This is a genomic window from Nocardia tenerifensis NBRC 101015 (assembly GCF_000308715.1).
Taxonomy (GTDB): Bacteria; Actinomycetota; Actinomycetes; order Mycobacteriales; family Mycobacteriaceae; genus Nocardia; species Nocardia tenerifensis.
On the sequence record NZ_BAGH01000581.1, the window covers coordinates 1 to 23,568 of the forward strand.

The 23,568-nt window shown below is 66.1% G+C and carries 24 protein-coding genes, 2 tRNA genes and 1 pseudogene; 13 read left to right on the forward strand and 14 right to left on the reverse strand.

Going from position 1 to position 23,568, the window contains the following annotated elements; genetic code table 11:
• Positions 1 to 1,036 precede the first annotated feature (1,036 nt).
• Together ON39_RS38455 and ON39_RS38460 are read left to right on the forward strand one after the other, a co-directional pair.
• A tRNA-Gly gene (locus ON39_RS38455) sits at positions 1,037 to 1,110 on the forward strand.
• A gap of 47 nt (positions 1,111 to 1,157) precedes the next feature.
• Positions 1,158 to 1,231: transfer RNA gene (locus ON39_RS38460), tRNA-Pro, on the forward strand.
• Positions 1,232 to 1,408: 177 nt separating this feature from the next.
• On the opposite strand, the gene ON39_RS38465 is transcribed toward ON39_RS38460, so the two are convergent.
• A complete protein-coding gene (locus tag ON39_RS38465; protein WP_211336421.1) occupies positions 1,409 to 2,800 on the reverse strand; it encodes an NsdA family TPR-like regulatory protein in 1,392 nt (463 codons plus the stop codon).
• 165 nt (positions 2,801 to 2,965) lie between these two features.
• Here ON39_RS38465 and ON39_RS38470 point away from each other — a divergent pair, with 165 nt between their 5' ends.
• From ON39_RS38470 to ON39_RS49275, 6 genes are all read left to right on the forward strand, one after another.
• Complete coding sequence (locus tag ON39_RS38470; protein ID WP_040741579.1) at positions 2,966 to 3,457, forward strand: hypothetical protein; 492 nt, start codon at positions 2,966 to 2,968, stop codon at positions 3,455 to 3,457.
• Positions 3,450 to 3,707: a hypothetical protein gene (locus ON39_RS38475; RefSeq protein ID WP_040741580.1), complete on the forward strand. Its 258-nt coding sequence runs from the start codon at positions 3,450 to 3,452 to the stop codon at positions 3,705 to 3,707. The genes ON39_RS38470 and ON39_RS38475 overlap by 8 nt, the downstream gene beginning before the upstream one ends.
• Positions 3,704 to 3,982 (forward strand): hypothetical protein, encoded by a 279-nt coding sequence (locus ON39_RS38480; protein WP_040741581.1) that lies wholly within the window; start codon positions 3,704 to 3,706, stop codon positions 3,980 to 3,982. The genes ON39_RS38475 and ON39_RS38480 overlap by 4 nt, the downstream gene beginning before the upstream one ends.
• The gene (locus ON39_RS38485) at positions 3,982 to 4,338 is read left to right on the forward strand and encodes a hypothetical protein (protein ID WP_246003092.1); all 357 of its coding nucleotides are present in this window, start codon (positions 3,982 to 3,984) and stop codon (positions 4,336 to 4,338) included. The genes ON39_RS38480 and ON39_RS38485 overlap by 1 nt, the downstream gene beginning before the upstream one ends.
• Positions 4,339 to 4,417: 79 nt before the next feature.
• Positions 4,418 to 4,948, forward strand: a complete 531-nt coding sequence (locus tag ON39_RS38490) for a hypothetical protein (RefSeq protein ID WP_040741582.1) — start codon at positions 4,418 to 4,420, stop codon at positions 4,946 to 4,948.
• A 33-nt stretch (positions 4,949 to 4,981) separates the two neighbouring features.
• Positions 4,982 to 6,073 carry a hypothetical protein gene (locus ON39_RS49275; protein WP_146251280.1) on the forward strand — a complete coding sequence of 364 codons (1,092 nt, stop codon included), beginning with the start codon at positions 4,982 to 4,984 and terminating at the stop codon, positions 6,071 to 6,073.
• A gap of 187 nt (positions 6,074 to 6,260) precedes the next feature.
• On the opposite strand, the gene ON39_RS38495 is transcribed toward ON39_RS49275, so the two are convergent.
• The 7 genes and pseudogenes from ON39_RS38495 to ON39_RS49285 form a co-directional block, all read right to left on the reverse strand.
• Complete coding sequence (locus ON39_RS38495; RefSeq protein ID WP_146251281.1) at positions 6,261 to 6,461, reverse strand: hypothetical protein; 201 nt, start codon at positions 6,459 to 6,461, stop codon at positions 6,261 to 6,263.
• Between the two features lie 103 nt (positions 6,462 to 6,564).
• A pseudogene (locus tag ON39_RS38500) lies at positions 6,565 to 7,437 on the reverse strand (phage major capsid protein); the annotation flags it as partial.
• A gap of 144 nt (positions 7,438 to 7,581) precedes the next feature.
• Positions 7,582 to 8,097 carry a hypothetical protein gene (locus ON39_RS38505; RefSeq protein ID WP_040741587.1) on the reverse strand — a complete coding sequence of 172 codons (516 nt, stop codon included), beginning with the start codon at positions 8,095 to 8,097 and terminating at the stop codon, positions 7,582 to 7,584.
• A 24-nt stretch (positions 8,098 to 8,121) separates the two neighbouring features.
• Entirely contained in the window at positions 8,122 to 8,439 is a 318-nt protein-coding gene (locus ON39_RS38510) for a hypothetical protein (RefSeq protein ID WP_040741589.1), read from the reverse strand.
• A gap of 31 nt (positions 8,440 to 8,470) precedes the next feature.
• Complete coding sequence (locus ON39_RS49280; protein ID WP_146251282.1) at positions 8,471 to 9,157, reverse strand: helix-turn-helix domain-containing protein; 687 nt, start codon at positions 9,155 to 9,157, stop codon at positions 8,471 to 8,473.
• Positions 9,158 to 9,696: 539 nt separating this feature from the next.
• A complete protein-coding gene (locus ON39_RS38525; RefSeq protein WP_040741594.1) occupies positions 9,697 to 10,827 on the reverse strand; it encodes a site-specific integrase in 1,131 nt (376 codons plus the stop codon).
• Between the two features lie 215 nt (positions 10,828 to 11,042).
• Positions 11,043 to 11,225, reverse strand: coding sequence for a hypothetical protein (locus tag ON39_RS49285; RefSeq protein WP_146251283.1), 183 nt, complete (start codon positions 11,223 to 11,225; stop codon positions 11,043 to 11,045).
• A 481-nt stretch (positions 11,226 to 11,706) separates the two neighbouring features.
• Between ON39_RS49285 and ON39_RS38530 the strand changes: the two genes are divergently transcribed.
• Together ON39_RS38530 and ON39_RS38535 are read left to right on the forward strand one after the other, a co-directional pair.
• Positions 11,707 to 12,612, forward strand: coding sequence for an RNA polymerase sigma-70 factor (locus ON39_RS38530; protein ID WP_040741597.1), 906 nt, complete (start codon positions 11,707 to 11,709; stop codon positions 12,610 to 12,612).
• A 129-nt stretch (positions 12,613 to 12,741) separates the two neighbouring features.
• The gene (locus ON39_RS38535) at positions 12,742 to 13,218 is read left to right on the forward strand and encodes a flavodoxin family protein (RefSeq protein ID WP_040741599.1); all 477 of its coding nucleotides are present in this window, start codon (positions 12,742 to 12,744) and stop codon (positions 13,216 to 13,218) included.
• Between the two features lies 1 nt (position 13,219).
• On the opposite strand, the gene ON39_RS38540 is transcribed toward ON39_RS38535, so the two are convergent.
• Complete coding sequence (locus tag ON39_RS38540; RefSeq protein WP_040741601.1) at positions 13,220 to 14,281, reverse strand: EstA family serine hydrolase; 1,062 nt, start codon at positions 14,279 to 14,281, stop codon at positions 13,220 to 13,222.
• A gap of 86 nt (positions 14,282 to 14,367) precedes the next feature.
• On the reverse strand, positions 14,368 to 14,595 hold the full coding sequence (gene hspQ, locus ON39_RS38545; RefSeq protein WP_083894948.1) for a heat shock protein HspQ: 228 nt from the start codon (positions 14,593 to 14,595) through the stop codon (positions 14,368 to 14,370).
• A 314-nt stretch (positions 14,596 to 14,909) separates the two neighbouring features.
• Here hspQ and ON39_RS38550 point away from each other — a divergent pair, with 314 nt between their 5' ends.
• Together ON39_RS38550 and ON39_RS38555 are read left to right on the forward strand one after the other, a co-directional pair.
• Entirely contained in the window at positions 14,910 to 15,680 is a 771-nt protein-coding gene (locus ON39_RS38550) for a trans-aconitate 2-methyltransferase (RefSeq protein ID WP_040741603.1), read from the forward strand.
• A 44-nt stretch (positions 15,681 to 15,724) separates the two neighbouring features.
• Positions 15,725 to 17,152 (forward strand): MFS transporter, encoded by a 1,428-nt coding sequence (locus tag ON39_RS38555; RefSeq protein WP_051187651.1) that lies wholly within the window; start codon positions 15,725 to 15,727, stop codon positions 17,150 to 17,152.
• Here ON39_RS38555 and ON39_RS38560 read toward each other — a convergent pair.
• Positions 17,139 to 17,780, reverse strand: a complete 642-nt coding sequence (locus tag ON39_RS38560) for a TetR/AcrR family transcriptional regulator (RefSeq protein WP_040741604.1) — start codon at positions 17,778 to 17,780, stop codon at positions 17,139 to 17,141. The genes ON39_RS38555 and ON39_RS38560 overlap by 14 nt on opposite strands.
• A 62-nt stretch (positions 17,781 to 17,842) precedes the next feature.
• On the opposite strand from ON39_RS38560, the gene ON39_RS38565 reads away from it, so the two are divergent.
• Entirely contained in the window at positions 17,843 to 18,232 is a 390-nt protein-coding gene (locus ON39_RS38565) for a DUF1801 domain-containing protein (RefSeq protein ID WP_040741605.1), read from the forward strand.
• Positions 18,233 to 18,235: 3 nt separating this feature from the next.
• Here the strand turns inward: ON39_RS38565 and ON39_RS38570 are convergent, their stop codons facing one another.
• The 3 genes from ON39_RS38570 to ON39_RS38580 all read right to left on the reverse strand — a co-directional run.
• Positions 18,236 to 19,471, reverse strand: coding sequence for a serine hydrolase domain-containing protein (locus ON39_RS38570; protein ID WP_051187652.1), 1,236 nt, complete (start codon positions 19,469 to 19,471; stop codon positions 18,236 to 18,238).
• A 221-nt stretch (positions 19,472 to 19,692) separates the two neighbouring features.
• A complete protein-coding gene (locus ON39_RS38575) occupies positions 19,693 to 22,296 on the reverse strand; it encodes a polynucleotide kinase-phosphatase (protein ID WP_040741606.1) in 2,604 nt (867 codons plus the stop codon).
• Positions 22,296 to 23,568 (reverse strand): methyltransferase (locus tag ON39_RS38580; RefSeq protein WP_040741607.1); only part of this gene is annotated, 1,273 nt, incomplete at its 5' end. The genes ON39_RS38575 and ON39_RS38580, both read right to left, overlap by 1 nt.

The following is a 23,568-nucleotide window of genomic DNA, read 5'->3' on the forward strand; positions in this document are numbered from 1 at the left end:
TCGACGATCTCGATCAGCACGGTTCCAGCTGCTGAGGCGACGCGCCGGAGCCGGGCTCGGCGCATACCGCACGGGCCCAGGCGCGGGCCATCGCGGCGACAGGGGGCTCGATATCGATCGACATCGAACTCACCCTGCGTAGGTGGCGTCGGTACCCAGAGGCCCTGTGCTGACACAGGTGCCGACGTCACCCCGATCGTTCGCACTGCTACGCGGTTGTGTCCACCTCGCTCGGCGCACGCTCACCGCCCCCTTTCCAGATACCCCCGTCCGGCAAAAAGGATCCTAGCAAGCCACTCGGCATCAAAAAACGATGTTTTGCAACGTGTTCTCGATGCCTCGCGAATGGCGATCGGATATGAGATCGCACCAGCCGCGTCGGCGTTACACCCGGATTTCGTTCGCTGAGAAGTCGCGCGGAGACCCGCCGGCGACACGCTGTAGCGCCTCGCCATGCGGATCCCTTCGGTCACGCCCGGTGTCTCGCCGCCGTGTGGCCGTGCGGGCGGCCGGTTGGGCCGTCCGCCGGGTCGCGGCGCTGAGGTAGCGGTGTGAGTAGCCGAAGGTCTGCGGAACTTCTGCCCGGTAGGGGTGTGGAGCCGGATTTTCCTGCCAGCAGCACACCCTGCGGTCGATGGCACCCTGCAAATACCTGCTAGTGCGCGCTCGGCGAGTCGTGATGTCCCCATGGGTGGCATCCTCTCCGCGACCGGTCGGGCGTGACTGGTGGCCACCCCGTGGGCCACGGCTCCCCCCGACAGGAGTCGTCACGCGTCCCATATGCTCCCCGCTTCACATCCGACACGCCCGAGTTTCAAGGATGTGAACCCTCTTAATTTCATTAAGTTCTGGACCTGCGCGTCGCGTCCTGACCGGGGCGACCGGCCCTCGAACGGCCGAGCGGGAGCCTCGCCGGCCGTCGAACGCGCGCCACGCTATCCCGAAGCGCGGGGGGCTGATTGGCATTTGCGAAGCAGGGTTCGGTACAGTCGGTTCGCACACGACATCGTGGCGATCCCATCGATGTCTTGTGCCTGCCGGTGTAGTTCAATGGTAGAACCTCAGCCTTCCAAGCTGATGGTGCGGGTTCGATTCCCGTCACCGGCTCCACACGGAATTCAGCCTCGACGGCGGCCCGCGGTCGCCGCGAGGGACGACGGGGTGTAGCGCAGCTTGGTAGCGCATCCGCTTTGGGAGCGGAGGGTCGCAGGTTCAAATCCTGTCACCCCGACTCGTGTGGTTGAGACGCGAACCGGCCCCAACCTGGTCATACAGGTTGGGGCCATCTTTTTGCCTCGGTCCCGTTTCGAGTGCGTGCCTAATCCGTGCCGAATGATCCTCGGCGTAGCAGTCGACCTGTACGTCCGCCGACGACTGGATGAGCACGGCGGAGACCTCCACTGGCGAGCTATGCGACGAGCAGTGTCCGAGCCCGCTCGTTGAAGTCCACGACCAAGGGGTGAGGTCCGAACGTCGCCATGCGTTGCTGGATGTCTCGAACGGCTTCTACGGACCGCGACGACTTCACCTTGCTGGACAGGTTCACAGTCCGGACACCGGCCGCGTGTGCCGCTTCGAGGTCGCGATTTTGGATGTGGCTGACAGCCAGTGCCGCGTGTGAGAGCGCGCCCCGGCGTGCTCGGTTCTGGCTACGCGCGTAGGCGATTGACCGGCGTGCGTGGGGTGCAGCTTCGTCTGGTTGCCCAAGGTCGCGGAAGGCGTTCGCCCACTCGCCGCAGATGTATGCCTCGTCGATGAACTTCGCCCACTCCGGTTCTTCCTCAGGCTTGATCTGCTCGAAGGCATGTTCGGCCGCATTGACCGCATGAGCGGTGCCTACCTTGTCGCCGGTCGCCGCAAGCGCTCGTGCTTCGAGTGTCCACAGGTCGGCTAGGCACGCCGCAGAGTTGGCCTTGGTGAGGCCCTGGCGGCCCGCCTGCGCAAGACGACGGCCTTCCTGGGGATGTCCTAGCAGCGTTGCCTGGTCGGCGAGGCCAGCGAGGACGTGTGCGCCCAGCGGTGCGTCCTTGGACTCTTCGGCTAGGCGCAGGGCTTGAATCAGGTAGCGCTGAGCGGTCCCGTGCTCCCCGTTGTCGAATGCCATCCAACCCAACAGGTAGGTCTGTTCGGCTGCGGCACCGCAGAGTGCCCGGCGTACTTCCTCGGTGTGGGTCCGGCGAAGCAGCGGGTAGACGTGTTCGTTCATGTAGGCGGCCAAGACCAGGCGGCCCGATCCGCCACCCTGGAAGATGTCCATCTCTTGGAACGTGCCAAACATGTTCTTCACGGCGGTGACATCCTCGAGTCGTACGCGTTGCCGCTCGTCGGGCAACTGGTCGAGGGTGTTCAGCAGCCAGTCGCGGGACGGGCCGATGGCCGCGACTGCTGCGAAGGGTGCGGTCGTGAGTAGCTTTCTGCGGTCCACGTCTGCTCTTCCTAGGTCGGCAACGGCTTCTACGGTCTCGGTCAACGATGGGCTGTAGGTCAGGGATCGGTCAACCGCGTCGCCGAGACCCAGGTCATAAGTCGTCACGCGGTAGCCGAACCGGGCGGAGAACAGATCAGCCAGGATCGCCGGAACCGGCGGCCGAGGACGTTCCCCTTCGTCTACCCAGCGCCGAACGCTGGAGGCGTCGGGCCGGACATGATGCTCACCCCACTCGAAGGCGAGGGCTCGAACTTGCCGCGCCAACTCTCCCCGGCTCCAACCGGACCGAGTCAGCCACTCTTCAAGGTGCACATTCGGACTCTTCATCCTGATCACCCATTGGTCTAGTGGTAGTGGCGAATTCACCACCATTCAACACCCCAAGCAACCTGCTCGTAGCGGCTCAGGACAACCAGACTCGATTTGTACCCGGTAGGCGGCTCCCCCACTCGGAGGAGTCGCCGCACCTTCGGAACGGGAGGGTTCAGAAGGGCCGGGCTACCTAATCCACTCCACGCGAGCAGGGGGCCTAGGCCGATGAAGAACATTTCGTTCGGAGATACACCCGTCTCTCGATGCGTCTACTACCGCCTGGTGTGCGGGCTGGCGACCAACATCGATCCGCCCGGCTCCGAACGAATCATCTTCCTGGCCGGGAGTACCGGCGCACTGACCATGCCCGGATCGCTGGGCAGCGTGCTACGCACGTATATGCACCGCTACGGCGTTGCGGTCGGGCCGATCGTGGCCCACGTCGGCTCGAACCGCTGGAGCTTCCTCGTCAGGCCGGACATCCCCGAAGATGACACCCGGTTGTTCAGTGACATGTTCGGGCTCAACGTGCTGATCGTCCGTGAGGGAGCCATCGCGTTGCCGTCGCCGACGACGGCACCCGGAGCCGCTAGCCGACGATGGATAGAACCACCGCACAACAGTTTTCGTCCCTCGGGCAACGCGGTGGTCGAAGCGATTCGATGGTGCACCGGCATCAAACGGGATACTCCGTCGTTGGCGGTGCATCGTGGCTGACAGCAACGAGCAATCAACGGTGCTGCTGTCCCAGTGCACCGGAGCCGTATTCCGGGCGGCAACGGTCACGCTGATGGCGGTGGTATGCCCGTCGCGGCAGTGCGGGGTGACGGTGCCGGTAGTCGAGGGTGTTCTCGATGCCCATCTCGGCATGGCGGGGGATTGCTCGCTTGCTGGTGCTCGGGTGGTTGATGACCGGATCTCGGTTGCCGACACCGCCGACGCTTCCAATGCGGTGGTCTCGTCATGAGAGATCGGAACGAACTCACCAAGACACAGCTGGCGATCATGCGCGCGATGGACGACGGCCGCGCCCACGACGTAGACGACCTGGCCGCCGATCTAGGGAAATCAAGCCGGGTAGTGGCGCGAACCATGACCTTGCTTCAACAGGAGGGCTACGTCCAGTTCGCCCGTTCCTGGCGACTGGCACCGGTCGCGCACAGACAGCTGGCCTCCCTCGACATCGAATCCGGCACCGACGCGAAGGTGCCGCAGCCCACCGAACGACTGCACGAGAGGTGATGATGACGCTCAAGCCCGTAGCAATCGGATACCTCCGTCGAGACAAAGCCGGAGTAGCGCAGCAGTGGAACGAAACCGAAATCCGCAGTCTGGCAAAGCGACTCGGCTACAACCTCACCAAGACCGTCGTCTTCAGCGCGAACACCGCACAACCGATACTCGAACTCATTCAGGCGGCTAGACGCGCGAAAGCCGACGCCGTGATAGTGCCCAGTACGACCCACTTCGACGGCGACTCCGTTCCGGGCGAACTCACAAAGGTTGTCGACGTGGTCACCGTGTCACCTGAACAGACCTACGCACGGTGGGCACTGAATCCGACGCGATGGAGCGATCCAAGCCAAGACCCGGAGTGATGGAGGCGACGTACTTGTATGTTCGTCGGTACTCACGAGACACTGAACGGTTCTGACTACAACGAGAAGGGGTAAGAGTATGGGCGAATTCCGGTCGTTCACTAAAACGGAACTCGAACAGTTTGAGCGGGACCAGCAAGACCCGAAATGGCTGGAATGGTTGGCACCGGAGAATATGAACATGCAGCTTGACGTGTTCCTCAACGAAACCGTTCCGGATATGCCGGGCAATCCTTGGTCGAGCGAAGGACTCGAGCGGGCGGAGCGTGCCGCGCTCTCGATTTTTCCGACGGTGGATTCGACGATGCTGCCCGAAAATCGAGGGGTCGCCGATCAGTTTCATAGATTTGTTGGAGAGGTGTTCCGGCGTAATTTTGAAGGCGTTTGGCGCAACGTGCCAACATTCGATGACGCGAAGCGAAGCCGGAGATTTGGGCCAGTGGTTGCCAGGCCATTCGCGGAGTTCTATTTGGGTGTTATCCAGACGCTCACGACCGCGATTGATCGCCAGACTGGCAATACCTGGTCGCAAGCTTTCCGGTATAGCGAAGAAGATTACCAAACGTGGGTCGAAACAGGTCGGCCGACTATCGCCGGACTGAAGGACTGATACACCCGAGTCAATAAAGGCTCAGGGGGGCCAATGGGGTACGAATGGAACGACAGGCTAGAAGCAGAGTACACCCGGTATGTCGACGGGAAATGGTTTAAAGGACTCAATGCGCGAGATCGTAAAGGCTATCTCAAGGCGAGAGAGCAATGGAAGCGCTCGCGCGATAAGGGCAACCGATTCCGCGACGGTATGGCGCTCCTGCGAGGTCAGACGCCCGAGCGGGGGTACGAGAAAGAAGTTCGATTAGAAACCTCGCTCGGCACTCGTGTCAGCGATGTAGCCAACGTCAGTCTCTCTAAATCGTCGGAGTACAAAGCGGGCGGTTCGGAGAAGAATAAGACACTCAAGCAGCTCGAGAAGGATGAGCGATATTTACGTGAGGTACCTGGCGCAATGGTCGACTGGACTATTGTGCAGGGTGCTCGGCACGACAAAGAGGTCCAAGACAGGATCAAGGTGCTTCAAGAAAAGTACCGTGGACAGTTCGTAGTCCACGAGATTTCTCGTGAACAATTGCGTCTAGCGCTCACCGTCGGGAAGCACCTCGATAAACAGAGGCGAGCCAAAGAGAAAGAAGCTCGAGCACGGGATAGGGAAGAGAAACAGCGGCAACGTGAGCGTAGCACGAAGGAGAAGCAAGACCGCGAGCGGATACAAGCCGCAGAACGGGCCGCGTCTATGCAGGCGGCACGAGAATTCCCCACGTATGAGCAATTAATGCAACGGGAGCCAGTAGAGCCGCCCTCAAAGTCGCCCGAGAAGACACCTCCAGCCCCGGAAACCGAGCGCGACCGTGTGGCCCGTGAAGCGGCAGAATCGGCCATTCGGGAGGTTCAGAAACAACTCGGCTATAACCCTCTATCGCCCGAGAAAACTCCCGAGAAGGACACTCCGGAACGTGAGGTAGCCGAGCAGAAACGACAGAACGAACTACGGATTCAGCGAGAAGTACGCGAGGCTCAGCTGTCGCGACTCCCGCCGCACGTCGCCAAACTCGTTGCTCTGGGTCAGGCGCACGGCCCTGAACGAGCGGTAGAGACACCACCCGGACATGCGCCTTCGGTCCAAGGGCACGGCAGGGATGCCCAGGGGCGCGACCGAGGCCAGACCCGCGATCGTTGAACAAGGCGGCGAGGCTGCGTGAGGCTACGTCTGTCACCTACAACGACCCTGAGAGCGCGTATGGCCTGCGAGCCACAGAGCGGTGCGGGGCGGCGGCAGGGTACCGGGGGAGGGGTGGGTGGCCCGGTCTGCCTGGGATGACGTGAGCCGGCGAGGGGCCAAGCCGCGGGGCTTGCCTACCCGGCGATTAGCTGCCGTCGCCCAGCGGGCCGCCTCGGAGTGTTCCCGCTCGCGTGACCTTCTTGCGGGACATGGATTTCGGCGCGGGTCTGCTGCGTTCCGGAGCTGGTTCGGGGTCGATATCGTCGGCGGCGAGTTCGATCCATCCGTGCCGAGTCCACCGCGCGACGTCGGCGGGATCGGCGTCAACGTATTGGCCAGCCGTCACGTGCTCGCCGCGCACATGGTCGAATATCAGATGGGGCGGGAGGACTCGGCACCGGACAGTTTCTCCGTGGTGCGCCATGAGAGTTCCGTTCGCATCCACGGGATTACGCCGGGATGGAGATTTTGATGACGGTCGCCGGTTCGGGCCACCCGTAGGAGACGCGCAGTTTGGCGCGGATAGCGATCCGGTCCGATGTGAAGAAGACGCTGCGGTCGGCCTCGAGTGTCACGTCCTCGGCGATGGCCAGGAAACTGCGGCTCTGGTCGACACCCCAGATGGTTCGCGATTCGACGGCCGCAGAAACGAGCAGCGGTCGACCGAGGACTTGCCTGCGTGTCGGCAGCGCCGGGTCTGGCTGCAATGCTGGCATTTGCCCGCCCACACCGCCCAGTGGCGTTGTAGCGACCAGCAATGCGGCGTCGGGGGCGGCGATCCAGTGCGTGATGTTGCCGCCCGCGAGCGCGGACAGACTTTCCGCTTCGGCCGCCCAATCGAAATCGGTGAGCTTGCCGCCCTGCACATGCGCGGTTACCGCCTTGACGCCCGACAACGTGGCCAAACCGGGCGGGGCCGGTGCGGGCAGGGTTCCGAACGCGCCCATATCCAACTTTTTCGCGATGTCCTTGGCCAGACCACGCCCGACAATGTCGGCGGCTTGCGGGGTCGAGCTTTGCGCGAGTTCGTTGGTGATGACCGAAAGGCCAGCCAGTTTGCGCGGATTGAGAATCAGCTCATCCAAATCGGCATCGGTGACCGGGATCTCCGCGCCTTCGGCAACGAATGACGCGGTTGGTGTCGCGGCGGTGGTCGGGATACGCAGCGCGGACATGCCAGCGGTGCGAACGATAGTGGAGCACAATGCGATTGCCGCCATGGTTTCAAGCGGCTTGACGAGGCTCGCCTCGATTTGTGCGGGATTGAGAACGGCAGCACCGGAGGCAGTTGTAAGTGCCATTGAGGAAACTCCAGGAGAGCAAACGGATCTGGATTCATCCGCTCTCTGAGCTTCAGATGCTGCCCAACCTGGGGCCTACGGTGAGAACGCGGCTCGCACCCGTCGAATCGCGTTCTCACCGTTAATTGTCCTGGAACGTCAGTCGTTGTTCCAGATGTTCCAGCGCTACCCGCTGATGAGGCCGCTCCAATTGCTGCCGCTGCCACGGACGGCACCGGACTGTCCCTGCCCGTAATTCGCGTGCCGGGCCACCGACTGAACCCGCGCGTTCTTGTGCAGGCCGGGGCGGGTGCTCAGCAATTCCTCGACAGCGATATGCACCTTGACCGGGTCCGGGTCGTCGTTGTCATCGAGCAGCGCGGGCAGTGTCACCTTGCCGATGTCGAACAAGTCGGCAGGGACGGCAAGTTGCGCGGCGGCGATGCGCTCGATCTCGGCGTGCTGGTAGCGGATGATCCGCTCTCGTGCGGCGATGAGTTCGGTTTCTGTGTCGCGAAGTTTGCGCCGCCATTTCGCCGCCTCGGCGTTGGGACTGTCGACGGCGTCGTCGACATGGTCGGCGCGCCCGTCCGCGTCTTCAAGGGTGGCCTTGTGATCGGCTGCAACGTTTTCGTCGCTCAGCGTGGCGTCCAGGGGGCAGGAAATGACGGGCGTGGTTGGGTTTGTGATGTCGGTATTCACTTGTCCTCTATTCGGTTGTGCGAGTTACGGAGTCGGTGTCTGGTCGGCCAGGGCGGGCCAAGTGCGCCGCCGCAACGTGGAGCTGAGGAATTCGACTGTGGTGTGCAGTCGATCGGCTTCGGTTGCGCCGGGCCGGTCTTCGGGCAGCCGCAACCCCAGTGCCCGCAGCAATGTCTTCTCAGTGTCTGTCGCGGGCCGTGACCGCTTCTGTGTGCCCGCGTCGAAATCGGCTGCCTGCGTGGAGTCCTCGGCGTTCTGCAACGCGATATCCAACCCGGCGGTGAAGGTGAGCCAGCCGCGCCGGTCACCAGGGATACGCGGCGGAAGGTCGGGATTGCTCAATAGGGTTCCTCGCTGAGTGGTGGTTGTCCGGTCAGAATGGTGGCGGACCGTAGGTGGAAAAGGTTGTCTCATCACGCTGGTCGGCGAAGTCGTTGATGAACCTCCCGAAAGTGGCGTCCCAGTCGCTGCGCTTTTCGAGAAACATCCGGTGCCGGAAATCGTTGGCCAATTGGTCAATGTCCAGGCCGAAGCGTTGGCACACGACGGTATGGGTGTGATTCGGTTTCCACGTGTCCTGAAGCAGTTCGGGCTCGACATGAATCGTCATCATGGTCAGCTCTGCTGACCGAGAGTGACTAGGTACTGGTTCTTGTTGTAATGGTTCTTGTTCGTCCGTGGCCACACAGACCACCCCCGCTTGCGCAGACGCACCACCCCCACCTGGGCTGTCAGGCGGGGGCCAGACAAGTTTGTAGCAATTCGGCAACTGAATTGCATAGACCTCGTCCCGCACCGGAGACTCGGAGCCGCGTCCGTCGCCGAACCGCTGCGTTCGTGTAATGAACCCAGCGTGCTCCAACTCCCGGAGGTACCTGTCCGCCGCCTCCGGCTGAGCACAACTCATGACTGAGGCCAGCGTCTTCCGCGACGGCCACGCCTCCCGAGTTTTTCCATCGGCGAACTTCGCCAACCCGGAATACACCATGATAGTCTTGCCGTTAATCTCCCCGCGCATAGCCGCATCGATAAGCGAATGAGGCACTTTCGCGTACTTCACATTTTTATTATTCAATTGAAACCCTCTACTGATAGAACCTGTCTAAACATCGGCTTTCGGTTGCCCAATGAGGGCAACCGAGATTGCCGTGTCAGCGCATCGGCTTCATCAGGATTTCCAACTCGTTCAGGTCCACGCGAATGCTCCGGCAACCGGGAACGCGGTAACCGGTGATCGTGCCATCGGAGATCCGGCGACGGATCGTGCGCACCGAACTGTCGATGAACTCGGCACCTTTCGCCAAGGAGACATAACGCGGGTACACACGTGCGTTCGCAGTATTCATATGCAGTTGACCTCAAACAAGATTGCCGGAACGGGGGAGTCTCGCGCGAATGGGGCTCTCACGCCGTACCAAAATCGAGCACCTTGACGGGCTCTGTTCGCAGACAGTACCGGCCAAACCGCAACTGTTCAATAGCTCTACATGCGACTCACATCACATCCGAGCGCTGATGCGCATAACCTGTGATTGCGAAAGCGCCCCGCCGCAACGTGTCTGGTGCACGCTGACGCGGGGCGCGAAGTCGCGGGATGGGTCAGGCGGCCCACATCCGTTGCGCCATCTCGCGATTACGCGCCGGGTTCGCATGGATGTAGCGCTTGCTCATGACGACGCTGGTGTGCCCCATGAACGCCATGTGTTCCGACAGCGTCGCGCCCTGCTCGGCGAACAGCGTCGCCGCCGAGTGCCGGAAGTCATGGAACCGCAGTTTCGGCATTTCGACCTTCTCGGCAACCTTCTTCAACTGCTTGCGCACGGTGTTGGCATGCACCACCTCACCAGAGTCGTTGGGAAACACCAGCCCGTCACGCCCGGCACCGGCATAGGTACCGATGTGAGCCTTGATCTGCTGATACAACTCCGGTGGCAACGACACCGTCCGCAAGGCGGCCTCGGTCTTGGGCGTGTCGATGACGACCTCCTTCTTGATCCGGGCCACCGCCCGCGCCACCGTGACCGCGCAATCGTCGGGGGTGAGCTTCAAATCCGAGCGCCGCAACGCGGTGACCTCTCCCCAGCGCAACCCACCGAAACCGGCGACGAGCACCAGCAGCCGCCACCGCTCCGGCATCAACGACGCGATGTGCCGAATCTCGCTCGGCGACAACGCGATTGGCTCCACTTTCCGCTTCTTGGTGCCCGCGCTCTTGATGCGGCACGGGTTCGCCGGAATCAGCTCCTCGTCCACCGCGTGGTTCATGATCGTGCGCAGCAGGCTGTAAGCGTTGGCATTGCGCGTCGGGAACGGAGCCAGCTTGGCGAACCAAGCCTTCACCCGCGCCGACGTCAATTCATCCAACGGCAGGTCCCCGAGTTCCGGCAAGATCACGTTGTTGAGGTAGCCCCGATACAACGTGCGGGTACGCGGCTTGTGCGTGTTCGCCGTGTTCTCATGCCAGGTATCGCAGTAACGCCGCACGGTCAGCACATGCGCCGTCCGTGCCGCCTCCTCAGCCTTTCGTCGCTCGGCAGGGGGCGTCCACACGCCGAGTTCGATCAGCTTGCGCTCCTCCGACAACCACCCGAGGCAATCATCCTTGGCTTCCCACGTACGCGGTCCGGTGTGCTGCTTGCCGTCCGGGCCGGTGTAGCGAGCCTGCCACCGCCCCGACGATGTCTGACGCGGAGCGCCGAAGGACCGTTTCCCCTGCTTCGTGCGTGCCATTCCCCTGCCTAACTTCTGCCTAACGCGTGCCAATTCGTGTCCGCTACTGTCCCGACTCGGCACGGTAGCCGGTTTCAATTCTACCAGCTAGCAGGCACTTTCATGCTGGTCAGACCGTCATTAAGATCGTGAGGAGTGGCAGGTTCAAATCCTGTCACCCCGACAAAGATTCGAGCCCCTGCCGGTATGGAGGCTCGGGGCTCAGCTCTCTGGCCTTATCTGCCTTGTGGGAACGGCACGGTCGCCGTGTCCAGGCGCACGTAGATTCCGGCCTGTGTTTCACTGCCGCACAGGCAGCAGCGTTCGAGCACGCACTCCTGCGCGGGCTCCGTCGTCTGCTCGTCGGGGTGGTCGCGATTCCAGCAGGGGACGCATATCGCTTGCGTTCGCCAGCTCATGACTTCGACCTCGCGCTGCTCATGTGTTCCTCTCTTCAGGCGCCCACGGGGGAGTGGCGCTCCCATGGTGGCACGTACCCGGTGTGGGCTGCTGCTGCGGAAGGGTGCGGTTGCTTGTGTGACCGTCACCACGGCCCCTCCCTGTCACGGTCATCCCGCCCGTGGTGTCTTCGAGACGTCGAATCAACCGGACAGGAGGTGCTCGTGAGGGCGCACGTGGTCGGCGCGAGCTGCGCGGGCGTGATGACCGCGAATCGATTTGCGGCCGTGGGCAGTCGGACGTGCGCATGACAGGGATCGATCCCCGCCGAGGGCTCGTGAAACGAATCGCGTTGCACGAGAACGCGGCGAGCGACTCGGACGCGGTGCAGCGGCGAAGGAGGGGACCGCTGCACCGCGCCGCGCGACGACCGCCGGCGCACCGGCGATACGTTGCTACGTGTTGATCACGCACGGATCGTCGGGCTATGGTCGCGCTCCGATGAGCGAGCCACCAAATGCCCCGGACGCGTTCGATCAATTCCGTCCGTTGCTGTTCACGATCGCCTACGAGATCCTCGGCAGCGCCGCCGACGCCGAAGATGTCTTGCAGGACAGCTATCTTCGCTGGCGCGACATCGACCAGCACGAGGTGGATCATCCACGGGCCTATCTCGTGCGAATCGTTACCCGCCAGTCGCTCAACCACTTACGGTCCGCGCGCCGCCGACGCGAGGACTACGTCGGCAACTGGCTGCCCGAGCCGATCCGCACCGAACACGACGCCAGCCACGACGTGCTGCTGGCCGAGTCGGTGTCGATGGCCATGCTGCTCGTGCTGGAGACGCTGAGCCCGACCGAGCGGGCCGTGTTCGTGCTCGCGGAGGTGTTCGGCCACAGCCTGGTGGAGATCGCCGACATGATCGGCAAGACGGACACCGCCGTACGTCAGATCGCCCGCCGCGCAAGGGAACACGTGCAGTCCCGCCGCAAGCGCTACCACCCCGACGCGGGCACCAATCAGGCGGTGATAAACCGCTTCCTGCTGGCCGCGCGCACGGGGGAGGTGCAGACCCTCATGGATGTGCTCGCCCCCGACGTGGTCCAGATCTCCGACGGCGGCGGTAACGCGATCGTCGCGGGTCGCCCATTGGTCGGCGCCGCGCCGGTGGCCAAGTTCCTCATCCAGCTCGCCCAGCACAGCATGGCGGGCATGGCCATCGAGTTCGGCACCTTCAACGCGCTGCCCGCCGTGCTGCTGCGGTCCGGCGCAGAGCGGCGACTCGACACGATCCTGATGATCGAGATGAACGACGACCGCATCACCGGCCTGTACGCGGTGCGCAATCCCGAGAAACTGCGCACCGCCGACGTATTGCGCCCCCTCGCGCGACCGCGCGATGCTTGATGGAAGCCGTTGCCGCACAAGGCGCTTTCGATGTCGTGACCGACGCCATAACCGACCGGATGTCACGGTCGCGAAGCGGGCGGTGTCGAAGAGGACGACCGGATCACCACAACGTCAAGGAGCCTCGTCATGAAGGCCATCCTCGTGTGCACCTCGGTGTCGCATGGAAACACCAAGAGAATCGCCGACCTCATCGGCCACGTCCTGGAGGCTCGCGTTGTCACCCCCGACCAGCTGGAACCGGCCGAGCTGGCGGGCTACGACCTGGTGGGCTTCGGCTCGGGCATCTTCCTCGGCTCGTTCCACGCGCGGCTGCGCGAGTTCGTCGAGTCGCTGCCGCAGGAACCGCGGCGGCGGGCTTTCGTGTTCGCCACCAGTGGTTTTCCCGAGGCGCGTTGGCAGCCGTTCACCCGCCCCATGGTGAATCTGTTGGAGCAGAAGGGTTTCGAGGTGGCGGGCGCCTTCTCCTGCCGGGCGTTCGACACCTACGCACCCTTCAAGCTTGTCGGCGGTATCCGCAAGCACCGTCCCAACGGCGCCGACCTCGCGGCGGCGCGCGCGTTCGGCGAGCGGCTGCGGGCTCGAACAGACGCTGGGAGTTGGTGATTCAGTCGATCGACGCGTAGGCGGCCAGCAGGATGCTGAGGGCCCTGCGGTAGCCCTCCTCCCACAGCACCTGGTTCATCACGTACGCCACGGTCATCCGCCGGTCGAAGTCGACGAGCACCAGCGAGCCGCCCCACCCGCCCCACGAGCAGGTGCGGTTCTCCAGCCGGTACCCCATGCCCCAGCGGATCGGGCTGTTCAGCACTCGGTCGACCCCGCGGAACTGCTCGTCGAAGACGCGCTCGCAGCCCGCCTGCGACAGCAGTCGAACTCCGCCGACGGTGCCGCCGCAAGCCAGCACGGACTGCACGGCCCCGACGGAACGGGCGTTGCCGTGGCCGTTGACGGCGGGTATCTCGGCGCGCCGCCACGCGGTGGTGTTGGCGTCGGCGACCCCGACGGGGAACCCGGCCGGCTTGTCGCCCTCGGGTGCGGCGATCAGCGTCGCGACGCGCGGGTCGTGCTCGGCGGCGAGGCCGATATGGAAGTCCGCGCCGAGCGGTCCGGCGATCTCCTCGGCGAAGAAGGTGCCGATACTGCGCCCGGTCACGCGTGCCACGACCTCGCCGACCAGGTGGCCGAAGGTCATCGCGTGATACCCGCCCGCGCTGCCCGGCTCCCATTGTGGCGGCTGTGCGGCGAGCCGAGCCGTCGCCGTCGACCACGCGTACAGGTCGGCGGCGGTGATCGGGGTCTCCCAGGCCGGCAGCCCCGCCGTATGACCGAGCAGGTGCCGGACCAGCACATCGTGTTTGCCCGCCGCCGCGAACTCGGGCCAATAGTCGGCGACCGGCGCGTCCAGGTCCAGTTCACCTCGGTCGGCCAGGACCAGCGCACACAGTGCGACCATCGTCTTGGTCGTCGACCAGACATTGACGATGGTGTCGCGCTCCCACGCGACGGTGCGTTCAGCGTCGGCGTACCCGCCCCAGAGGTCGACCACGGCGTCCCCGTCGACGTACACCGCCGCCGAGGCGCCGACGTCCTCGAATTCGAGCGAGGCCGCCAACGCGTCCGCTACCGCGCCGAATCCGTCGGCGCACCGGCCTTGGATCTCCGCCACCCGGTTAAATTAGCCGGGATCGAGGCGGTCGGGCCACTGGTTTTCCAGCAAACCAAGGGCATTGGCCCGCAAAGCAATTGGCGGACCTACTCCGCGTCCAGCTGTGCTTCGGATAGGTAGGTGTCGACCGGCTTGCCGTGCTCGTCCTCCAGCGTCACCTGGTACCAGGGGCTGGCGCGGACGGAGGGGTTGAGGCTGAGGTCGTTCTTGTCGTGGGCGGATGAGTACTCCGTGTCGACCGCGACGATGACGCCGTGGTGACCCATGGATACGTGGCGGACTCGATCGCCGATGGCAAATTTGGCTTCCGTCATGGTTCACGCACCTTTCCGATACAGGTCACTGTATCTGGCTTGCGTGCAACAACATTGATGGACAGCGAGCGGTCGCCGCAAGGGCTGGTCAGCGCTGTCCGAGTCGGGTGACCCCTCCGTTTCCTCCGCGGCGGCAGGATCGCCGGATCGCGTGCCGCATGTGCTGGTTTTGCCCGACTACCCCGCACTTCGAAACGCAAACTGGTCGGTTCTCTGACGGTGGATCCGCTGTCCGCGGGTAGTCGCGCGAGTCGAACTCCTATACAGTACAGTCGTACTAAGTACGCTCGTACTGTTTACGAGAAGGGTTTCGTATGTGGGATCCGAAGAAGTATCTCGACTTCGCCGACCATCGGGCGCGCCCGTTCTTCGAGCTGATCGGCCGGATCGACGCCGAAAAACCGCGCCGCGTAGTCGATTTGGGTTGCGGCCCGGGCAATCTCACCGGCGTGCTCGCCGAACGATGGCCCGACGCGCGGCTGGAGGCGTTCGATTCGTCCCCGGAGATGGTCGAGGAGGCCAAGGGGCGGGGGATCGACGCCCGCGTGCTCGACGTCAACGACTGGGAGCCGGACGCCGAGACCGACGTGGTCGTCAGTAACGCTGTGCTGCAATGGGTTCCGGAGCACCTGGCGTTGCTCACGGAGTGGCTGCCCGCGCTGCCGCCCGGCGCCTGGTTCGCCATGCAGGTCCCCGGCAACTTCGACGCGCCGTCGCATCGCGAGATCCGTGCGCTGGCCACCGAGGCGCGCTGGCACGGCGCACTGGCCGAGATCGCGCTGCGCAGCGCGGACGCGGTATCGACCCCCGCCGAGTACGCGACGGTGCTCGCGACCGACGACACCGTCGTCGACGTCTGGGAGACCACCTATCTCCAGCGCCTCACGGGCCCGGATCCGGTGCTGGAGTGGGTGAGCGGCACCGCGCTGCGACCGATCCGCGCCGCGCTGGACGACGAGGACTGGCGCGAGTTCCGCACCGAATTGGCGCCGCGCCTGCGGGTGGCGTATCCGGCGCGGCCCGACGGCACGACCTGGTTCCCCTTCCGCCGGATCTTCGCGGTGGCGCACAAACCGGCGGACTGAACGCGGTTGCGATAGACATACGGTCGACCGTATTGTCTCCATTCATGACGGATGTGAGACAACCGGTCGGCGCGCGGGCGACCGTGCCGTGGACACCTGTGTCGGTGGTGATGATCGGCATGTTCATGGCGATCCTCGACTCGTACATCGTGGTGGTGGCGGGCCCGGCGATCCGCGCGGATCTCGGCGCGTCCGAGGGGCAACTCCAGTGGATCCTGGCCGGTTACCAGCTCAGCTACGCGGTGCTGATGATCACCGGCGGTCGCTTCGCGGACATGTACGGCCGCAAACGGATCTTCCTGCTCGGCGCGGTCGTGTTCACGCTGTCCTCGATCGTGTGCGCCGCCGCGCAGAGCCCGGGCCCGCTGATCGCGGCGCGGGTCGTGCAGGGGCTCGGCGCCGCGCTGATGGTCCCGCAGGTCTTCGCGATGATCGCGGTGCTGGTGCCCGAGCACGCTCGCCACCGCGTCTTCGGTGTGCTCGGCGTGGTGATCGGCCTGGCGACCATCGGCGGGCAACTCATCGGCGGATTGCTGATCGGAGCCGACCTTTTCGGGTCACAGTGGCGCGGGGTGTTCTGGGTGAACGTGCCGATCGGGGTGCTGACGATTCTGCTCGCCGTGAAGTACGTGCCGGAGTCGCGCGTGGCCGCGGCGCGCAAGCTGGACGTGCCCGGCGTTCTCGCGTTGAGCGCGGCGCTGCTCCTGCTCACCTTCCCGCTCATTCAAGGGCGCGAAGCCGGCTGGCCATGGTGGACCTTCGCCTGCTTCGCCGCGAGCGCGGTCGCGTTCGCTGTTTTCGTCGCGGCCGAGCGAGCGGTCGATCGCGCCGGCGGCGAGCCGTTGGTGCGACTCGCACTGTTCGGCCAACGCTCGTTCGCGGTGGGCATCGTTCTCGTCCTGTGCGTGTACGCGTTCCTGACGTCTTACTATCTGGCACTGTCGATTTCGATGCAGGACGGGCTCGGCCTCTCGGCGCTCGGCTCCGGCCTCGTCTACGCGCCCGCCGCGACGACGTTCTTCGTCTTCAGCATGGTCGCGGGCCGGCTCGTGCCGAAGTACGGTCGGCGCGTACTGGAAGTCGGCGCGATCGTGGTGGCGAGCGGCTACCTGGCGATGGCCGTCGTACTGAGCTGCGGGCCGGAAATCTCTGCGGCACTGGTGATTCCGATTCTGATGTGGCAGAGCGTCGGAGGCGGCCTGCTCATCACGCCGATGCTGAACACGGTGCTGTCCGGGGTCGACCCGGCCTCCGTCGGCACGGCCTCGGGAGCCCTGTCGACGGCGCAGCAGGTCGGTGGCGCGCTCGGCGTCGCGGTGATCGGCGCGGTGTTCTTCGCCGCGTTCCGGCCGGAGACCGACGGTGCCGCCGCGGCCGCGGGCCACGCCTTCGCGATGTCCTCGGTGGCGACCTTCCTGCTCGCGACCGTCGCCACGGTCCTGGTGTTCTTGCTGCCGGTCAGGGCGAAGTGAGAAAACCGTCGACGATGCGCCACGCGCGACGCACGGCGTCGGCGTCCTCGAGGCGCAGCGCCGTGTTGGTCGCGCAGAGCACGGCGTCGATCTGGAAGGCGGCGAGTTCCGCGTCGACCTCGGCGATCTCGCCCGCGTCCACCGCGTGCCGTAGTTCGCGCTCGAGGCTGCGCACCCACGCCCGCCGGTTGCCGAACAGCGCGTCGCGCACCGGGCCCGGCCTGCTGTCCTGCTCGGCGATGTTGGCGACCCAGAAGCAGCCGCCGCTGAAAAGCGGGCTCTGGGCGTAGGCCAGCCAGCCCTCGATCAGCGCCCGCAGCCGGGCGGCGCCGTTCGCCGCGGCTGCGGCCGGCTCGACCACCGTCTCCACGAACAGGTCGCGCGCGTGCTCGATGGCGGCCAGCTGCAAGGCTTCCTTGGTCTTGAACAGCGTCTGGATGCCGGCCTTGCTCAGCCCGGTGTCGGTGGCGAGCCTGCCGAAGCTCAATCCCTCGAGCCCGTCCACTGAGGCCACGTCGACCGCGCGCCGCAACACCGTCTGGCGCGTCTTGGCCCCGCGCAGCAGGCGCTTGTCGGTGATCTCGGCGGGCTCGCGGCGGGCGAGAGCGGAGTCGGAGCCACTTTCCATACGGTCGATCGTACTCAGTCCGACAAGAAGACTGGCCGTGCGCTTTGTGTTTGGATCGGGCCATGTCCTACGAGGCCGACCCGCGCGTCGACAGTTACATCGACGCCCTGCCCGACTGGCAGCAGTCCATCTGCCGGGAGGTGCGCGAGCTGGTGCACGCCGCCGACCCGGAGGTCGTGGAGACCATCAAGCGCACCGTCCAGCCCTACTTCGTGCTCGACGGCAATATCTGCGCCTTGCTCGCGGCGAAGACGCACGTGAACGTCTTCCTCTACGACGGTGGCATCGTGCCCGATCCCGACGGGATCATCACCGCCGGGCACGACAACAAGACCGCGCGTACCGTCGCCGTGCGCGAGGGCGAAAAGGTGCCCGCCGCACCGCTTCTCGCGATGTTCCGGCAGATCATCGCCGACAACCGCGCCGGTGGCTGGCGCAAGCTCAAACGCTGACGCTCAACCGACCGCCACGTCTAGCGAGTCCGGCAGTCCGCCGGTGTCTTCCACGCCGAGGGCGGCCCGCTGCGCGAGCGCGGCAAGCACCGGCAGCCGCGCGTCGCCCAACGACATCGCGTGGTTGCCGAGGTGATTGGTGACGAACGCGACGGAAAGTCCGATGCCGGGCATGGCGATGCCGCCGGACCCGCCGATCCCGAAGTGCCCCAGCGCTTGTCGCGTCAGCTTCGTGCCGACGATGCCGCGGTGGTAGCCGAGCGCGAAATGCGGTGCGGCGCCGAGGACATAGTCGAACCGGCCGTTGGGTGGCATCCGCGCGATCAACCGGGTGGTCTCGGGTCGCAGCAGGCGCCGATGACCGACCGTGCCGTCGTTGGCGATCGCGCCGTACATCTCGGCCAGCGCCCGAGCCGTGAAAACTCCGTTCCAGCCCGGCATCATGGCGTCGTAGGGCTGGTCGCCGAGCGTCATGTCGGCCCAGCCGTCGTACACCGCGCCGCGCGCCGCGTGCACCATCCGCAGCGAGGCGAACGGCGCGATCATCCGGTCGAACGGCACCCGCGCCACGCCTAGGCGCGGCGACAGCTTGGCGAGGCGGTGCCGCTGTTGCTGTGGCACGCCGAAGTAGAAATCGTTGTCGCCCAACGGTTCCGCCAGCTCGGTGCGGACCAGTTCGGTGAACGCGCGGCCGGTCGCCCGCTGCGCGATCTCCGCGACGATGGTGCCGAAGGTGAGACCGTGGTAACCAGACGCGCGCAGCCGCAACGGGTCCGGCGCGGAGGCGGCGATGGCGGCGGCCACGGCGTCGTGGTCGAGGAGGTCCGCGGGGTCGTCGAGCAGTCCCCGGGTGCGCTGGAGTCCCGCGCGGTGGTTGAGGACGTCGCGCACGGTGATGGCGTCCTTGCCCTGCGCCGCGAACTCCGGCCAGTAGGTCGCCACCGGTGCGTCGTAGTCGAGCACGCCGCGCTCGGCCAGCCGGTGTACCACGGTCGCCGCGACGCCCTTGCCGGTCGAGTACGACAGCGCCAGCGTGTCCGCGTGCCACCGTCGATCGCCATCGGCCCAGCCTGCCCAGATGTCGAGCACGGGCGCGCCGTGCAGGTAGACCGCGAGCCCGCCACCGCCCTGTCGCCTGCGCCGGAACATCGCGAAGAACTTGGCGGCCACGACGGTGAAGCGCTCATCGATGAGCATGTTGCCCACGCTGGGTGCGCTGTCCGAACTCGCTGACGGCATGAATCAGACTCCTTTGTCCAGTACACCGAACAAGCCGTCACGGTAACTATTGCAAGCGGCTTGCTAACACAACGGTAACGTGTGCCAGTTAGCGCATGCAATGGGTCTCAGACAGTTGCCGCCCGGCTCGGACCGTGCTCACGGCCTTGAACCACCGCGGACGCGCGAACCACCGCGAGCGAACCTCGGTGCCGGTGCGGCAACCACCGCGCCGGTAACCATCACAGCCGCGGGTCGACGGGCTCCGACTCCAGTGCGAGGACCGCGAAGACGGCCTCGTGGACCCGCCACAGCGGCTCCTCCGCGGCCAGTCGATCCAGCGCCTCGAGTCCGAGGGCGTACTCGCGCAACGCCATCGAGCGCTTGCGTCCCAGGCCGCGCGAGCGCAGCCGGGCGAGATTGTTCTCGCGCAGGTACTCCGGACCGTAGATGATCCGAAGGTACTCGGGTCCACGGCATTTCACGCCCGGCTGGACGAGCCTGCCGGTGCCCGGCGCGCCCTCGTCCTTGGCGCCGCGAGCAAGTGCCTGTCGCGGCTTGACCACCATGCCCTCACCGCCCGCCGCAGTGAGCTCGGTCCACCAGTCGGTGGTGGCCGACACGCTGTCGGCGTCGGCGAGATCGACGAACATCCGCCGCGTCGGCGCGAACAGCTCGGCGTCGGCCGCGACCAGCCGATCGATCAACGCGAGGTGCCAATCATGCTCGCGCACCGCGTAATTCGCACCCTCGCCGGCCAGGATCTGGAACGGCGCGAGCCGAAGTCCGGCCATGCCGTCTACCGCCCAGCAGTAGCGGCCGTAGGCGTCGGTGAACGCCGCGGCGTCGCTCTTGCGGGCCTCCGTGCGATCCGCCAGGTCGGCGACGTCCAGCCCACGCTCCGCGACCGCGGCCAGCACCGCACCGGTGGCGTCGAGCGCCGACCGGGCCGCCGCGCCGACCGCGGCGTACTGGTCGCGCAGCAGGCCCAGCGCCTTGGCCGACCACGGCATCAGTTCGGTGTCGAGCAGCAGCCATTCGCTGTGCAACTCATCGAACAGCCCCGCGGTCTCGGCGGCCGCGCGCACGCGGGCGAGCAGCGTCTCGGTGTGCACCGGATCGTCGAAGAACGGTCGCCCGGTGCGCGTGTAGATCACCCCGGTGCCGCCGTCGTCCACCCCGAACCGGTCCTGCGCGGCCCGCGCGGAACGGGCGACGAGGACCACCGCGCGGGACCCCATGTGCTTCTCCTCGCACACCAGCCGACCGATGCCCTCGGCGCGGTAGTACGCGAACGCCTCCGCCGGGTGCTCGAGGTATCCCGGCAGCTCGGAGGTCGCGCACGGCGACATCGTCGGCGGCAGATACACCAGCCAGCGCGGGTCGATCGCGAACCGGCTCATCACTTCCAATGCGGCGCAAGCGTTTTCCTCCTGCACCCCGACCCGTCCGTGATAGCGCGTCTCCACGACCCGGCGGCCGATCACGTCGTCGAGGTCGAGCACGCCCGGGTCGCGGTGCACGACACCGCCGGCGGGAACGGCCGTGTCGGTCCCGCCGGCAGCCGCCAGCGGCCGCGTCGGTTCATACCAAACCGTCTCCGCCGCAACCGAAACCGGCTCACGCTCCGGATAGCGCAGCGCCGAGAGCCGGCCGCCGAACACGACGCCGGTATCCAGGCACAGCGTGTTGTTCACCCACTGCAGATCCAGCACGGGCGTGTGCCCATACAGCACGGTGGCGCGGCCGCGGTAGTCGTTGGCCCACGGGTAGCGCACCGGCAGGCCGTATTCGTCTGTCTCCCCGGTGGTCTCGCCGTACATGGCGAACGACCGCACCCGGCCCGACGCGCGCCCGTGGAACTCCTCCTTCAGCCCGGCGTGCGCGACGACGAGCTTGCCCCCGTCGAGCACGTAGTGGCTCACCAACCCGCGACAGAACTCGTGGGCCGCCTTTCGGAAGACCTCGTCCTCGCCCGCGAGCTGCGCCAGCGACTCGGCCAGCCCGTGCGCCACCCGCACCTGCTTGCCGTCGAGGGCGCGCACGAGCTTGTTCTCGTGATTGCCGGTGACGCACAGGGCGGTTCCCTCCGCGACCATGCCCATCACCAGCCGCAGCACGCCGGGCGTGTCCGGCCCGCGGTCGACCAGATCCCCGACGAACACCGCGGTGCGACCCTCCGGATGCCGCGCGCCGATCGCGCGCCCCGCGTCGTCGCGGCCGATGATATAGCCGAGTTCGCCCAGCAACGTCTCCAATTCGGCACGGCAGCCGTGCACGTCGCCGATCACGTCGAACGGACCGGTGAGCTCGCGTTTGTCGTTCCACGCCTTCTCGTCGACGATGGTCGCCGCGTCGATCTCGGCCACCCCGCGCAGCACATACACCTTGCGGAAGCCCTCGCGCTCCAGCCCGCGCAGGCTGCGTCGCAGCTCGCGCTGCTGCCGGACCACCACGTGCGCGCCGAGCGAGGCCCGGTCCGGGCGAGTCGCGTTGCGGGCCAGGCAGACCGAGTCCGGCACGTCGAGCACGATCGCCACCGGCAGCACGTCGTGCGCGCGGGCCACCGCGATGAGTTCCTGACGCGACTTGGCCTGCACATTGGTCGCGTCGACCACCGTGCGCAGTCCGCGCCGCAGCCGCACGCCCGCGATGTGATGCAGCAGGGCGAACGCCTCGGCGGTGGCCGACTGGTCGTTCTCGTCGTCGCTGACGATCCCGCGGCAGGCGTCGGAGGACACCACCGCCGTCGGCCGAAAGTGCTTGCGCGCGAACGTCGACTTGCCCGATCCGGTACTGCCGATCAGCACCACCAGGGACAGCTCCGGCACCGAGAGTTCCGCCATCATGCCGCCCCTTCGCGCGCCGAAGCCGTGGCCCCGAGATTGATTTTGGTGAACAACGCCAGCTGGGTCGGCGCGCCGAGCTCCGCGTCCGGCTCGCCGATCGGCACGAAGCGCACGGCATACCCGTGCCGCGCGGCAACCCCGTCGGCCCACGCCGCGAATTCCGCCCTGATCCACTCGAATCGGTGGTCGGCATGCCGAAATGTCCCGGCCGCCAAGCTCTCGTAACGCGCGTTGTACTCGGCGTTGGGCGTGGTGACGATCACCGCGCCCGGCGCCGCCGCCGCGAACACCGCGTGCTCCAGCGCGCCGAGGCGGGGCGGATCCACGTGCTCGACGACCTCCATCAGCACCGCGGCGTCGTAGCCGCGCAGCCGGGCGTCGGTGTAGGTGAGCGCGCCCTGCCGCAGCGTCAGTCGCCGCGCCACACGTTCGGGCAGCCGGTCCAGGCGCAGCTTGCGCTCGGCGATGTGCAAGGCCCGCATCGACACGTCGACGCCGACGATCTCGCTGAATGCGCTGTCCGCCAGCAGCTCTCGCAGCAGCGCGCCCTCGCCGCAGCCGAGATCGAGCACCCGCCGTGCCCCGAGTTCGTGCAGCGCGGACCGCACGGCCGCACGCCTGAGTACTGCCAAAGACTGTGTGTTCTGGTCGGTTTCGCTGCCACCGGCCGCCGTTACCTCGGCCGGCCCGCTACCGAGTTCCGCGCCCGGGTGCGCTCGCTCGACCGGACCCGCCTCACCATCTCCCTCGGCACCGTCTGCGGCAGAAAGGGTTTCGTTCGGACCGTCGCCTTCGTCCACCTCCTCCACCGCGTCCAGCCGCTCCGGCTCGACCTCCTCGAGCTCCGCCAGACGCGCCAGCGCCGTGCGCACCAGCGACTGCCGTCGCGCCAGATACCGCCGCGTGATCCACGCGCGCTCCGGGTGCTCGGCCAGCCACCCGCCGCCCGCGCGGATCAGCTTGTCCACCTCGTCCGCCGCCAGCCAATAGTGCTTGGCGCCGTCCAGCACCGGCAGCAGCACATACAGATGCGAGAGCGCGTCGGCCAGCCGCACGGTCCCCGACAAGCCGAGCCGCAGGTAATGCGAGTCGCCCCATTCGGGGAACGCCGGATCCAACGGCAGCGCGGTGGCGTGCACCGCCCACCCGAGCGGCGCGAACACCCGCTCGGCCACCTCGACCCCGCCGCGGCACGGCACCGACGGCAGCTCGATGCGCAACGGCAGCGCCGTCTCCGCGAGCTCCGGCCGCAGCTTGCACCGTCCGTGC

Bases quoted from the DNA above. Each gene is read 5' to 3' on its own strand.
- ON39_RS38470 (WP_040741579.1), top strand. From the start codon at position 2,966: ATGAAGAACATTTCGTTCGGAGATACACCCGTCTCTCGATGCGTCTAC.
- ON39_RS38525 (WP_040741594.1), bottom strand. From the start codon at position 10,827: ATGGCACGCACGAAGCAGGGGAAACGGTCCTTCGGCGCTCCGCGTCAG.
- ON39_RS38465 (WP_211336421.1), bottom strand. From the start codon at position 2,800: ATGGTGGTGAATTCGCCACTACCACTAGACCAATGGGTGATCAGGATG.
- ON39_RS38530 (WP_040741597.1), top strand. From the start codon at position 11,707: ATGAGCGAGCCACCAAATGCCCCGGACGCGTTCGATCAATTCCGTCCG.
- ON39_RS38565 (WP_040741605.1), top strand. From the start codon at position 17,843: ATGTCCTACGAGGCCGACCCGCGCGTCGACAGTTACATCGACGCCCTG.
- ON39_RS38485 (WP_246003092.1), top strand. From the start codon at position 3,982: ATGATGACGCTCAAGCCCGTAGCAATCGGATACCTCCGTCGAGACAAA.
- hspQ (WP_083894948.1), bottom strand. From the start codon at position 14,595: ATGACGGAAGCCAAATTTGCCATCGGCGATCGAGTCCGCCACGTATCC.
- ON39_RS38550 (WP_040741603.1), top strand. From the start codon at position 14,910: ATGTGGGATCCGAAGAAGTATCTCGACTTCGCCGACCATCGGGCGCGC.
- ON39_RS49275 (WP_146251280.1), top strand. From the start codon at position 4,982: ATGGGGTACGAATGGAACGACAGGCTAGAAGCAGAGTACACCCGGTAT.
- ON39_RS38560 (WP_040741604.1), bottom strand. From the start codon at position 17,780: ATGGAAAGTGGCTCCGACTCCGCTCTCGCCCGCCGCGAGCCCGCCGAG.
- ON39_RS38570 (WP_051187652.1), bottom strand. From the start codon at position 19,471: ATGCCGTCAGCGAGTTCGGACAGCGCACCCAGCGTGGGCAACATGCTC.
- ON39_RS38575 (WP_040741606.1), bottom strand. From the start codon at position 22,296: ATGGCGGAACTCTCGGTGCCGGAGCTGTCCCTGGTGGTGCTGATCGGC.
- ON39_RS38535 (WP_040741599.1), top strand. From the start codon at position 12,742: ATGAAGGCCATCCTCGTGTGCACCTCGGTGTCGCATGGAAACACCAAG.
- ON39_RS38490 (WP_040741582.1), top strand. From the start codon at position 4,418: ATGGGCGAATTCCGGTCGTTCACTAAAACGGAACTCGAACAGTTTGAG.
- ON39_RS38555 (WP_051187651.1), top strand. From the start codon at position 15,725: ATGACGGATGTGAGACAACCGGTCGGCGCGCGGGCGACCGTGCCGTGG.
- ON39_RS49285 (WP_146251283.1), bottom strand. From the start codon at position 11,225: ATGAGCTGGCGAACGCAAGCGATATGCGTCCCCTGCTGGAATCGCGAC.
- ON39_RS38480 (WP_040741581.1), top strand. From the start codon at position 3,704: ATGAGAGATCGGAACGAACTCACCAAGACACAGCTGGCGATCATGCGC.